This is a genomic window from Clostridium sp., assembly GCF_016650095.1.
Lineage (GTDB): Bacteria > Bacillota > Clostridia > Clostridiales > Clostridiaceae > Clostridium_AD.
On record NZ_JAENWL010000057.1, the window covers coordinates 1 to 13,743 of the forward strand.

12 protein-coding genes are annotated in these 13,743 nt (G+C 30.6%); all 12 read left to right on the top strand.

Annotation, left to right across the window (positions count from 1 at the left end; translation table 11 throughout):
- Window positions 1-137: 137 nt before the first annotated feature.
- The 12 genes from hutH to JJE11_RS05530 all read left to right on the top strand — a co-directional run bounded on the left by hutH (window position 138) and on the right by JJE11_RS05530 (window position 13,533).
- Complete coding sequence (gene hutH / locus JJE11_RS05470; RefSeq protein ID WP_291633422.1) at window positions 138-1,661, top strand: histidine ammonia-lyase; 1,524 nt, start codon at window positions 138-140, stop codon at window positions 1,659-1,661.
- A 47-nt stretch (window positions 1,662-1,708) separates the two neighbouring features.
- The gene (ftcD, locus tag JJE11_RS05475; protein ID WP_291633424.1) at window positions 1,709-2,605 is read left to right on the top strand and encodes a glutamate formimidoyltransferase; all 897 of its coding nucleotides are present in this window, start codon (window positions 1,709-1,711) and stop codon (window positions 2,603-2,605) included.
- An 81-nt stretch (window positions 2,606-2,686) separates the two neighbouring features.
- Window positions 2,687-3,925: an imidazolonepropionase gene (gene hutI / locus JJE11_RS05480; RefSeq protein WP_291633438.1), complete on the top strand. Its 1,239-nt coding sequence runs from the start codon at window positions 2,687-2,689 to the stop codon at window positions 3,923-3,925.
- A gap of 23 nt (window positions 3,926-3,948) precedes the next feature.
- Window positions 3,949-4,584: a cyclodeaminase/cyclohydrolase family protein gene (locus tag JJE11_RS05485; protein WP_291633425.1), complete on the top strand. Its 636-nt coding sequence runs from the start codon at window positions 3,949-3,951 to the stop codon at window positions 4,582-4,584.
- 254 nt (window positions 4,585-4,838) lie between these two features.
- Window positions 4,839-6,593, top strand: a complete 1,755-nt coding sequence (locus tag JJE11_RS05490) for an N-6 DNA methylase (protein WP_291633426.1) — start codon at window positions 4,839-4,841, stop codon at window positions 6,591-6,593.
- A gap of 198 nt (window positions 6,594-6,791) precedes the next feature.
- Window positions 6,792-6,968 carry a hypothetical protein gene (locus JJE11_RS05495; RefSeq protein WP_291633427.1) on the top strand — a complete coding sequence of 59 codons (177 nt, stop codon included), beginning with the start codon at window positions 6,792-6,794 and terminating at the stop codon, window positions 6,966-6,968.
- A 79-nt stretch (window positions 6,969-7,047) separates the two neighbouring features.
- Window positions 7,048-7,290: an acyl carrier protein gene (locus tag JJE11_RS05500; protein WP_291633429.1), complete on the top strand. Its 243-nt coding sequence runs from the start codon at window positions 7,048-7,050 to the stop codon at window positions 7,288-7,290.
- Window positions 7,287-8,756: an AMP-binding protein gene (locus JJE11_RS05505; RefSeq protein WP_291633431.1), complete on the top strand. Its 1,470-nt coding sequence runs from the start codon at window positions 7,287-7,289 to the stop codon at window positions 8,754-8,756. Before JJE11_RS05500 ends, JJE11_RS05505 begins: the two co-directional genes overlap by 4 nt.
- Window positions 8,757-8,793: 37 nt before the next feature.
- Window positions 8,794-9,906 (top strand): acyl-protein synthetase, encoded by a 1,113-nt coding sequence (locus JJE11_RS05510; protein ID WP_291633433.1) that lies wholly within the window; start codon window positions 8,794-8,796, stop codon window positions 9,904-9,906.
- Entirely contained in the window at window positions 9,903-11,207 is a 1,305-nt protein-coding gene (locus JJE11_RS05515) for an acyl-CoA reductase (RefSeq protein WP_291633435.1), read from the top strand. Before JJE11_RS05510 ends, JJE11_RS05515 begins: the two co-directional genes overlap by 4 nt.
- 25 nt (window positions 11,208-11,232) lie before the next feature.
- Window positions 11,233-11,643 carry a MaoC family dehydratase gene (locus tag JJE11_RS05520; RefSeq protein WP_291633437.1) on the top strand — a complete coding sequence of 137 codons (411 nt, stop codon included), beginning with the start codon at window positions 11,233-11,235 and terminating at the stop codon, window positions 11,641-11,643.
- A gap of 90 nt (window positions 11,644-11,733) precedes the next feature.
- A complete protein-coding gene (locus JJE11_RS05530) occupies window positions 11,734-13,533 on the top strand; it encodes a sigma 54-interacting transcriptional regulator (protein WP_366927909.1) in 1,800 nt (599 codons plus the stop codon).
- Window positions 13,534-13,743: the final 210 nt, after the last annotated feature.

Below are 13,743 nucleotides of genomic sequence, written 5' to 3' on the forward strand. Positions count from 1 at the left end.
AACCAGTTTAGCATGGTAAAACATTAACGAATTAACAATAATCAAAATCCTCAATATTGATTTTAAGAAGGGTTATTGGATGGCAATAAAGAATATTAGTAGTATTAAGTAAATTAATAAAGTTGGAGGGAAAACATATGAAAACAATTCAAATTAATGGAAATGAACTTACTTTAGAACAAATAGTGATGATTGCAAGAAGAGGATGCAAGGTTGAATTAACGAAGGAAGCAGAAGAAAGAGTTAATAAATCTAGAAATATAGTAGATAAAATAGTTGAAAATAATAAAGTGGTGTATGGTATTACTACTGGCTTTGGTAAGTTTAGTGATGTTACAATATCAGGAGAAGATTGCAAGGAACTACAAAGAAATTTAATAATTTCTCATTCTTGTGGAACTGGAAAAGCTTTTTCAAAGGATATCACAAAAACTATAATGTTATTAAGAGCAAATGCACTTTCAAAAGGTTATTCTGGAATAAGACTAAGTACATTAAAAACTCTAATAGAGATGATTAACAAAGGAGTTAACCCAATAATTCCTGAAAAGGGCTCACTTGGAGCATCAGGAGATTTAGCACCTTTGGCTCATATGGTTCTTCCAATGCTAGGCGAGGGACAAGCAGAATTTAATGGTGAAATTTTAACAGGTAGAGTGGCTATGGAAAAGGCAGGAATAGACATAATAGAGCTTACTGCTAAGGAAGGGTTAGCACTTATAAATGGCACACAAGTTATGACTGCAGTGGGTGCACTAGCTGTATATGATAGTATAAATTTGTTAAAGATAAGTGACATTGCAGCATCATTAACTTTAGAAGCGCTGCGGGGTGTAAAAGATGCATTTGATCCAAGAACACATAGTATAAGGCCTCATCAAGGTCAAATTCAAACTGCAAAAAATATTTTAAATCTTACTGAGGGAAGTACATTCATGACATCTCAAGGAGAAATAAGAGTACAAGATGCTTATTCATTAAGATGTATACCTCAAGTTCATGGTGCAAGTAAAGATGCATTAGAGTATATTAAAAGCAAAGTTGAAATTGAAATTAACTCCGTTACAGATAACCCAATAGTTACTGAAGAAGGGGATGTTATTTCAGGAGGCAATTTCCATGGACAACCTATGGCAATAAGCTTTGACTTTTTAGGAATAGCTATGGCGGAAATGGCTAGTATCTCAGAAAGAAGGCTCGAGAGACTTATTAATTACCAACTAAATGATTTACCTGCTTTTTTAGTGAAAGTAGGTGGCTTAAATTCTGGATTTATGATAACTCAATATGCAGCGGCAGCCTTAGTGTCTGAAAATAAAATTTTAGCACATCCAGCTTCAGTTGACTCTATTCCATCTTCTGCAAATCAGGAAGACCACGTAAGTATGGGAACCATTGCAGCTAGAAAAGGGAGAGATATTATTGAAAATGTTCAAAGAGTTTTGGCAACTGAGATTATGGCAGCCTGCCAAGCTATAGATTTTAGAGAAGGTTTTACTTTAGGAGTTGGTACAAAAGAAGCTTATACTATTGTTAGAGAAAACATAGAGTTTATGGAAAGAGATATTGTTATGTACCCAGAATTAGATAAGATTACTGATTTAATTGTGAGTGGCTCTATAGTGGAGAGAGTAGAACAAAAGGTGAAAGTTTTAGTTTAAATTAGGATAAATATTAAAATAGAAAATAAACTTAGGAGGAAAAGATAATGGCAAAAATAGTTGAATGTATTCCTAACTTCAGTGAAGGAAGGAATAAACAAGTAATTGAAAAAATAGTTGATGCAGTAAGAAACACAGAAGGAATAAAACTATTAGATTATTCTTCTGATAGTGATCATAATAGAACTGTTGTTACTTTCTTTGGATCACCAGAAAAAGTTGAACAAGCTATAATAGACATGGCATCAAGAGTTTATGAAAATATTGATATGACACAGCATGAAGGCGCACATCCTAGAATGGGAGCTTTAGATGTAGTACCTTTCGTACCAATTAGTGATGTAACTATGGATGAATGTGTAGCTTTAGCTAAAAGGGTAGGTAGTAAAATAGCAAGTAAATTTGAAGTTCCAGTTTATCTATATGAAAAAGCAGCTTCAGCAACTCATAGAGAAAATTTAGCTGTAGTGAGAAAAGGACAATATGAAGGTTTCTTTGATAAAATTAAAGAGGATAAGTGGGAACCGGATTACGGGAAAGCTGAAGTAAATGTAAAGGGTGGCTGTGTTGCAATTGGTGCAAGAGTACCACTAGTAGCTTTTAATGTTAATTTAGACACAGATAACCTTGAAATTGCTGACAAAATCGCTAAGATTGTTAGACATATTGGTGGAGGTTTAAGGTTTGTAAAAGCTATGGGAGTAAAACTTGAAGATAGAAACATAGTACAAATATCTATGAACTTAGTTAATTATGAAAAAACTGCAGTTTATAGAGCTTTTGAAATGGTTAAAATGGAAGCAAAACGTTATGGTGTTCAAGTAGTTGGAAGTGAAGTTATTGGACTACTTCCAATGGAAGCGTTAATTCAATGCGCTGAATACTATTTACAAATAGAAAATTTTTCAATGGATCAGATTTTAGAAAAGAGAATTTGGGAATAAATATTAGAAATTTAGGCATCTTAAATAAATAATAAAATAAGATGCCTAAATTTATATGTGGATGGGGGAAGTACATTGGATATTATAATTAAAAATATTGACTGCTTAGTTACATGCGCCGGGAGTCATAGTAAAAAAGGTAAAGACATGAAAGATGCTAAAATAAAGGAAAATGGTTACATTGTCATTGAAAATGATAAAATAAAAGCTGTAGGCGAAGGTGAGGGGTACAAGGAATATATAACTAGTGAAAGCACAGTTATTGATGGACGATTTAAAACTGTTACACCAGGGCTTATAGACCCTCATACGCATGTTGTATATGCTGGTTCAAGAGAAAATGAACTGCCTTTAAAGCTTAATAAGGTGGGATATATTGAAATATTAAATAGTGGTGGTGGAATACTAAGCACAGTTGAAAATACTAGAAGGATTGAAATAGATCAACTTGTAGAAGAAAGTAAAAAAAGACTGGACATAATGCTTAAACATGGAACCACTACAATTGAGAGTAAATCCGGATATGGTCTTGATTTAGAAACAGAAGTTAAAATTCTTCAGGTGAATAAAACTTTAAATAAAATACATCCTATAGATGTAGTATCAACATTTATGGGAGCACATGCGCTTCCAAAGGAATACAAAATGGACCGAGAAGCCTATATTGGGTACATAATTAATAAAATGATTCCATATATAAGCGAAAATAAGCTTGCAGAATTTATTGATTGTTTTTGTGAGAAAGGCGTTTTTTCTGTGGAAGAGTGCAGACGCATTTTAAAAGCTGGGAAAAAGGCTGGATTAAACATAAAAGTCCATGCAGACGAAGTAGAAACGGTAAAGGCGGCTGAACTTGCAGGTGAGCTAAAAGCAACCTCTGCAGAACATTTAGTTGCAGCTTCGGATGAGGGAATAAAGGCACTAGCTAAAAATGAGGTGGTTGCTGTGTTATTACCATCAACTTCCTTCTATTTGATGTTAAACAATTTTGCTAGAGCTAGAAAAATGATAGAGGAAGGGGTGGCTGTATCACTCGCTACAGACTGTAATCCTGGAACTTCGCCTACAGAATCATTACAAACGGTTATGACCTTTGCATGCTTTGGTATGAAAATGTTTCCAGAAGAGATTATTAATGCAATGACAATCAATGCGGCTTGTGCCATTAATCGAGAAAGTGAAATCGGTAGCATAGAAGTAGGAAAAAAAGCTGATATTGTTGTTTTTAATAGTAAAAATCTTAATTATTTAATATACCATTTCGGTGCTAATGCTGTAGAATCAGTAATAAAAAATGGTGAAATTGTAATACAAAATTAAGTTTTAAGAAAGGAGAATAGAATATGTTAGATCAAAAAACTGTTAAAGAATTTATTGAAGAATTAGGATCAAATTCACCTGCACCTGGAGGTGGAAGTGTTGCGGCTCTTGGCGCATCACTAGGTAGTGCACTAGGCGCTATGGTATTTAATTTAACTGTAGGTAAGAAGGTATATAATGAATATAGCGCTAATGATAAAATGAAGATCGACGAAAGCTTAGTGGAGTGCCTTAAGTATCAGGACAAATTCTTAGAGCTCATGAATAAAGATACAGAGGATTTTTTAATTTTGATGTCAGCTTTTAAACTTCCGAAAGAAACTGGCGACGAAAAGAAATTAAGAAGTGTTAAAATACAAGAAGGATATCAAAAAGCATTAGAAGTTCCTATGAGTGTTGCAGAAGAAGCATACAAGATATATGATTATGTTGAAGTAGCAGCGAAGTTAGGTAACAAAAATGCGATCTCTGATGCGGGGGTATCAGCTTTAATGCTTCAAGCATCTATTGAAAGTGCAATTTTGAATGTTAAGATAAATCTTTCAAGTATTAAGGATGAAACTTATAAAGGCGATATTAATTCTAGATGCAACGAATTAATAAAACAGGGAAGATTAAAACGAGATGAAATATTATCTGTTGTTAATGAAAGTATGTAATGGGCGTGAAAATATAATAATTGTTATATAGTTCACCATAGTAAGTATTTATGCTATAATTTAAACGAACTTTAAAATATAATTTAACGACATTTCAGAAGTAAGTCTCCACCTTTTTTAAGAGGAGATTATATATTATAATAAAAAGAACTTCAGTGGGTGTATAAAAGTACTTCTGAAGTCGTTAACATTGCAGCATCGAAGATGATGAACAGCTGCGCAGGTGATGATTTAATAAGTGTGGGAGAGAATAAATGATAGATTTGTTTAATAAGAAAATATGTGAATTATATAATATTATTTTGAGTCCAATAGATGACATATTCAAACTAACTGCTTTAAAAAATTATAAAAGAAAAATAGAAGTATCACAGCAAAAGAGTTTTGGTGAATCTTATTATGTGTTTATTAAAAACAATAAGGAAAAAGGCACAGTGTACACGCCAGAACCTATAGCTTCTTATATGATAGAAAATACCATTAAGGTAGAACAGATATTAAGAAACCCATATATAAAAATCGTGGATCCTTCTTGTGGCACAGGGAATATATTAATTTGTTGTTTTAAACTTCTTAAAAATTTATACAAAGAAAATTTAAACTCAATAAATGAAAAAAATAATTTGAATTTAAGAGTGCAATGCATTGATGAACATATAATAAAAAATAATTTATATGGTTTTGATATTGATGGTATAGCTGTAAAGATTCTTATTATAGATTTATACGAATTAAGTCAGGGGAGCATATCCAGTAATATTTTTAATATGGATTTTTTATTATATGAAAATGAACAGAAATATGATATTTTCATAGGCAATCCACCTTATGTAGGTAAGAAGTCTATAGATAAGGAGTATGCAGCTTATTTGAAAATTAGATATAGTGAAGTGTATAGAGATAAAGGGGATTTATCCTATTGCTTTTTCCAAAAGGCAATAGAAGACCTCAGTGAGCATGGAAAGTTAACTTTTATTACTTCAAGGTACTTTTTAGAATCACCTAGTGGAGAAGATTTGAGAAAAGTTTTAAAAGAAGTATGCACTATAGACAAAATTATTGATTTCTACGGAATAAGGCCATTTAAAAATATAGGTATAGACCCTGTCATTATGTTTATAACAAACTATCAAAATGAGGATAATGAAATTGAAATTATAAAACCAATAAACTTAACAGGTGAAAATAAAAAAGAGTTTTATAACAGTATATTTCTGAAAAATGGAAATAGATTTAAATGTTTTCTTCTTAATAAAAACGCATTAAATGACAAGGGATGGGTTCTAATAGATGATAAACAAAGAAATATAATAAGTAAAATAGAACAAAGATGTATTACTCACCTAAGTAATATTTGTGATAGTTATCAAGGAATAATAACTGGTTGTGACAAAGCCTTTGTAGTTAACAATGAAATTGTGCAAAGGGAAAACATTGAAAACAATATAATAAAACCTTGGATTAAAAGTAGTTACATAGAAAAAAATTATGTTTCAAGACAAGATAGTTATATAATATATTCAGATCTAATTAGTGATCCACAAAAATATCCTTCTGCAATAACTTATATCGAATTGCAAAAGGATAAGCTATTAAAAAGAAGAGAATGCCAAAGGGGCATTAGGAAATGGTATGAACTTCAATGGGGCAGAAATCAAAACATATTTGAAGGAGAAAAGATAGTGTTTCCCTTTAAAGCAAGCAGTAATAGATTTTCATTTGACAAGGGAAGTTATTTTAGTGCGGATGTATATGCGTTGATATTAAAAGAAAATATCCCCTTTACTTATGAGATTTTACTATATTTATTAAATAGTAAAATTTATGAATTTTATTTTAAGACATTTGCAAAAAAACTAGGGGAAGATGCTTATGAGTATTATCCAAATAATTTAATGAAGTTATGCATCCCAGCTATGATAGATTTTAATTGCGAAGATGAAAATTATTTATATGATTATTTTCACTTTAGTGAAGAAGAAAAAAAGATTATACTTGGAGAGGTATAATCTCTTTCATTTTAGGAAGAAAAGTTGCTATATATATTATTGGGAGGTGCTTGTGTGGGAATCATAATAAGTGAAAAAGCTTTAAAATACTTAAAAAAGAACGATGCAAAATCCGTTATTATTTATACAATTAAAAATGAGACAAGTGCAGGATGAGGTTGTGGAAGTACTAAAAAGTACTATGTCCCTTCCGTGCGAATGGGATTTGATACTCGCAACCTAAAAGAATACTCACCTTACTATAATAATGGGTTTAAAATACAGTTATCTAATAATATACAAACAAATGAGGAAGACATAATAATTGTTGATATAGAAAAAATATTATTTATACAGAATCTGATTGTAAATGGTATAGACATTAAAATGATATGAGTGAAATATATAATATTAAAAGTTGGCATATGTATTGCTACATGTATAAAGTAAATATTAATACTTAGGAGGAATTATTGTGACAAATTTAGAAAAACTAAACAAAGTGTTATTTGATACATTTGATTTTAAAAAAATTGAGGATATAAATGATGATTTAGGACCAGATGAAATAGAGTCTTGGGATTCTTTAGGACATGTTGAACTTATAACAAGTATAGAAGAAACTTTTGACGTAAGTTTAGATGTAGTAGATATCTCTAGAATGTATACTATAGGAGGTATTAAGAAGATAGTTGCAAAATATGGCATTTTGATATGACCTTTACAGATTACATTTTTGAATTTTCATCAAAACTTGATAAAACTTCTATAATTTTTGGAAAAGAAATAAGTTATAGTGAAATTTTTGAAAGTGTAATTAAGAAAGCTTCTTTTATAAAAAGTAAGAAACTTTCTAAAAATGATGCTGTACTTTTGGTTTCAGAGAATTCTAATTTTTTTATTGAGAACTATTTTGGAATAATTAAGAGCGGATTTATCTGTATTCCTATTAATCCAGCTTTAAATAGTAAAGAAGTAAAGTATATTATAGACTCTCTAAATATTAAACTTATTTTTACTCAAAATAAATTTAGAGAAAAAATAAATGGATTAGTTTGTAATAATGTTGATATCTACACAGAGCACGATGAGTTTAATTTTAGTTGTGAATATGAAAATAATTATAGTGAGGTTATAAATATAGAAGAAGATGTGGCTGTAATATTATTTACTTCGGGATCAACAGGAAACCCAAAGGGGGTAATGCTTACCCATTATAACCTCATGTATAACACAAATTCTATAATAGAATATCTCAAACTTACAAAGCAAGATAGAGTTGAAATGGTACTACCTTTTTATTATTGCTACGGTACTTCAATATTGCATACCCACTTTAGGGTAGGAGGAAGCCTTGTAATTAATAATAAATTTATGTTTCCACAAACAGTTATTGAGGATATAAATAATTATAATTGTACTGGATTTTCCGGGGTTCCTAGCACTTATCAAATACTGCTTAGAATGACAGATATAGTGAAAACTAAGGTTCCTTCTTTGAGGTATATAACTCAAGCTGGAGGGAAGCTCCCAGAAATTTTTATAAAACAGTTTATAGATGTTTTAAAAGGAGTAGATATATTTATAATGTATGGTCAGACTGAGGCCACGGCAAGGTTATCTTATTTACCACCACATTTGATTAATAAAAAAATGAATTCTATTGGACTCGGAATTAAAGGAACAAAACTGGTGGTTTTAAATAGTGAAGGAAGCCCAGTTAAACCTGGCGAAATAGGTGAGGTTGTTGCTAAGGGTGGGAATATAATGAAGGGTTATTTCAATGATAAGGAAGAGACCGATAAAGTAATAAAACAAGGATACTTATACACTGGAGATTTAGCAAAGGTGGATGATGATGGGTATATATATATAGTTGCAAGAGAAAAAAATATTATTAAAAGTGGTGGAATTAGAATAAGTCCAAGAGAAATAGAGGATATAATATTACAAATACCAGAGGTAGTAGAATGCGCTATTATTGGAGTAGAAGATGATATTTTAGGAGAAGCAGTAAAGGCTTTTGTTGTATTAGTAGAAAATAAACCTTTAATAGATGTTAAATATATATTAGACTTTTGCAGAAAACAATTACCGTCATATAAAACTCCAAGACATATAGAATTTTTAAACGCTCTTCCAAAAAATTCTTCCGGTAAGGTGTTAATAAAAAAACTTAGGTAAAAGTAAGAGATGAAGCAAAAATAAGAGGGTGAATTAATTGGAGGATTTAGAATTAATAGATAATCTAGTGCTTGGAGAACAATTTAATATAGAACAGAAAAAGAAGGAAAAACTACTTCTAAATATTATCTTGTCTCAACTAGAACACAATCAAGAGAATTTAAACATAAAAGCTATGTATGATAAATTAGGTATAGATATTAATAGTATTAAAACACTTGAGCAGGTTCCCTATATACCTGTAAATATGTTTAAATGCTTTGATCTTCGAATATGCGAAATTGAGCAGGTGGTAAGAATACTAAACTCTAGTGCTACCACCACAGGAATTCCTAGTAAAATATATTTAGATAAAAAAACCTCAATAAGACAAACGCAAGGGTTAATAAGTACACTAATAAGTTTTTTAGGATCTAAAAGAAGACCCATGCTTATAGTAGATAGTGCAGATAGCAATAAAAAAGGCGATAATATAACTGGACGTGGTACGGCTATAAGGGGGATAAGTACTTTTGCAAGTAAATCCTTTTATGTTATGGACAAAGATAATAATGAACTTAAATTGAATATAGATATACTTCGGGAGTTTGAAAGAAAATATAAGAATGAGGAAATTTTAGTTTATGGATTTACATATATAATGTGGACGAAATTTTTAAAAGTATTAAAACGAGAAGGAATACAACTAGATATGCCGAGGTTAAAGTTGTTACATAGTGGTGGATGGAAAAAACTTATTTCAGAGAAAGTTGAAAAGGAAGTGTTTTCAGAAACTGCAGCGCAGATATTTAATACAAGTGCAGCGAATGTTATAGATTTTTATGGAATGGTAGAGCAATCAGGGGTAGTTTTTATTGATTGTCAGTATGGACATAAACATGTACCTAATTTTGCTGAGGTTATTATAAGAGATGTACAGACTTTAGAAGAAGTTAAGTTTGGTGAAACAGGGCTTATAGAGGTAATGAGTATTCTAGGAACTAGCTATCCATCGCAAGCTATTTTAACTGAGGATATTGGTGAATTCATTGGCATAGATGATTGTCCTTGTGGCAGGAGTGGAAAGTACTTTAAGTTTAAGTCAAGAGTAGACAAGGCGGAAGTTAGAGGCTGTGGAGATACCTTTGCGGAACGGGAGGTCGGAAGATGATAAATTGTTATGAACTAAATGGAGAATTTCATGAAAATGGAATTAAATTCAAAGACTTTAATGAAATAGATACCTGTTTAAATAAGAATTTTGCAGAGCTCCATGAATTTCCGGTGCAAGCTATAATACTAATTATAAATGAATACAGCAAGAAAATTGCAAGGAGCAGAGAAGTATTAAGAATGGAAGGGGTTCCATTCTTATGTTTTTATTTAAAAAAAGTAAATATTGAAAAACAGTTAAAACTTAACTTAGGAAACATTGAATATATAAATAATTTTATACAAGTAGATGATGAAAAATATATTAAAGCCCAACCAAAAGGCACAGTATGTCATTGGATGGCTGGAAATGTGGCCACTCTTGGAATTTATTCAGTACTTCAGAGTATATTATGCAAAAATGGCAATATTCTTCGTGTGTCTAAGGAATGTGTTAGTGAAATATATGAATTATTAATGGTTTTGGATAATATTGTGGTTGAGTATGAGGGAAACACTTATTGCTCTAAGATTATATTAAAAAATATTGCTCTAATTTATTTTAATAGTGAAGATAAATATCTTAATTCACAAATGTCTTTAAAAGCGGATGTACGAATGGTTTGGGGTGGTAAAACAGCTGTAGATGCCATTTCAATTTTATCTAAAAAAACTACTTGTAAGGATTTAATCTTTGGTCCTAAGTATTCTTTTGCAGTTTTTGATAAATCAGCAATTGAAAGTGAGGACTTTGAAGAATATTTAGAAAATATGGTTACAGATATAATTGCGTTCAAGCAAAAGGCATGTTCTTCCCCTCAGGTATTATTTTTAGAAAAAAGCAATCTACAAATAGGTGAAATAGCGTTAATTTTAAGTCGGAAATTTGAGAAGATTATTAAAAGATATAATAATCTAGATTTAGAGGAAGCTATAGCTGCAAAAATAATTAATGTAAGAGGTGAATATTCACTAAGTTTGGACAAACAGCTTTGTATAAGTAAAGGACTTCAATATACAATACTAATTGATAGCGAATTAAATCTTGAGGAAGCTATTACAGGACGAACTATTTTTATAAAAGAGATAGATGATATATTTGAGGTGTGTCCTTTGATTACCAAGAATATACAAACCATTGGAATAGCTTCAAAGAATATTGAGAAGACTTTTGATTTTTCAGACCGAGTAACAGCTTTTGGAGTAAATAGAGTCGTAAAAATTGGATATATGAATTTCTATGATTCTCCTTGGGATGGCAGCTTAATAATGAGTGAATTAGTTAGATGGTGTTCGCTAAATATAAAGGGAATGATTTAACATTAGTTTAGAATGGAGGAATAAAATGCCAGATATTAAAAGCTTTTATTTAGGTCAAAGCGAAGAGTATATAAAAAAATTTACAGAGGATGAAGTAAACTCATATGCGGCAATTACAGGAGACTATAATTATGTTCATATGGATGAAGAAAAAGCTAAGAAATCCTTCTTTAAAGGCAGAATCGTTCATGGACAATTAGTTGGAGGAATGATTTCAGCCTTACTTGGAACAAAATTACCTGGGGGAGGTAATATATATTTAGAGCAGAGCTTTGAGTTTTTGAAACCAGTAAGAATTTGCGAAACAATTAAAGCAAAGGTTATTATAACTGAAATAAACGAAAAAAAGAAAATTTTACTACTTGATACCTTTTGCCTAAATGAACAGGGAGAAGTAGTAATAAGTGGGAAAGCAAAGGTCTTAGTGTTGAAATAAAAAATAGTTATTTAATTATACTTTTTCTGATATAATAAATTAAGTTATATTATATATAACTTAATTTTTTATATCTTGAGAGGTGTTTATATGAAAGTAAAAGATGTTATGATAAAAATAAATTTTACACTTAAAGAAAATAATACTTTTTCTGAGGCGTCAAAGTTATTTAGTGAAAACAACGTTGAAGTTATTCCTATAATGGATGAAAGTGAAAAAGTGATTGGTTTTATAACGAAAGATGATATTATTAAGAATTTTATCAAGGGTACTAGCCCTAATATACATATAAAATATTTTATAAATGGCAAAATAAAAATTATTGATGAAGATTCTAATATACAGGATTACATTGAAGAAAAGGAAATTTGTATGGCAGTTGAAAATGCAGAAGGTAACTTTGTTGGCATTTTTAGCGGAGATAATATATTTGAGCAGCGATTAAGCAATGCATTAAAAAAAATAAGTGAGCTAAAGAAAAGATTTAACTGTGATAGTGAATGTGGCGAAACAAAGCTTAATTGCACAGAATTGGATGCAATTATTGAATCATCTTATGATGGTATATTCGTAACCGATGGGAAAGCGAATACATTAAAAATTAATAGATCTTATGAAAATATAACTGGTTTACCAAGAAAAGATATGATAAACAGAAACATGTATGAACTAGAAAAAGAAGGGTATATATCTAAGTCATCCACGCTTATGGTGTTAAAAAATAGAAAATCTAATACTATTGAGCAGGAATTCAGTACAGGTAAAAAGGTGTTGGTTTCTAGTAACCCCATATTTGATGATAAGAATAATATAACCATGGTGGTGACAAATGTACGAGATATAACTAATTTATACGAGTTAGAAGAGCAGCTAGCTAAAAATATGCAGCTAACAGAAAAATATTATTCCGAGATAGAAGCTATGAGAATAGAATATTTAAATTTAACAGAGATCATTGCTAAGGATAAACTAATGATAAATTTATTGGAGCTCGCTAAAAGAGTAGCTAATGTGGATACTACTGTTTTAATATTAGGTGAAACAGGAGTCGGAAAGGAAGAAATTGCTAAATTTATACATAGAAATAGTAGAAGGCAGAACAAAAACTTTATAAAAATTAATTGTGGAGCAATCCCTCAAAACCTTATAGAATCAGAACTCTTCGGATATGTAAAGGGCGCGTTTACAGGGGCTAATAAAGAAGGCAAGATGGGACTTTTTGAAGTGGCAGATGGAGGTACAGTTTTTTTAGATGAAGTTGGAGAACTTCCTTTAGATATACAAGTTAAGCTACTTAATGTACTTCAAGAGGGTGTAGTTGAAAGAGTAGGGGCGGTAAAGCCGATTAAAATTGATGTAAGGGTAATCGCAGCAACTAACAGGAACTTAGAAGATATGACAAAAGAGAAATCCTTTAGGTCGGATTTATATTATCGTCTAAATGTTGTACCTCTAACTGTACCCCCGTTAAGAGATAGGAGAGAGGACATTGTACCTCTAATTCAACATTTTTTATCTCTATTAAATATTAAATATAACTTTGAGAAAACTTTCACTATTGAGGCTGTGAATACACTTTATAATTACAGCTGGCCAGGTAATGTTCGTGAACTTAAAAACATTGTAGAAAGGGTTATAGTTATGAGCAGTAGTGATAAAATTTTCAAAAGTGATTTGCCGATGAAGAACTCTTCGGATTGCATAGAAAAAAATTTTGGATATGAGGACATATGTAATTTAAAAGAGGCAGTTGGAAAAGTAGAAGCTAAACTTATTAGTAAGGCCTTTGATAATGCTGGTAATGTTCGTGATGCCGCAAAAATGCTTGGCATTGATGCTTCTACTTTTGTCAGAAAACGTAAAAAATATGTAGCAAAAGAAATGTTGTAAAAGTGAAACATGTTGCAAAAGTGCAACTATATATGTATACATCTTGTAAAACGTATATGATGTACCAATTTTATAGATTTCAATAAATCGTATTTCTGATATCCGTTGTATTTTTGCAACAAATATTACTTTTTAACAGTAGTATTGTGATTGCTTTCACAATACTACTGTTTTCTTTTAAAAATTACTTGTGAAAATTTTAGCAATAAT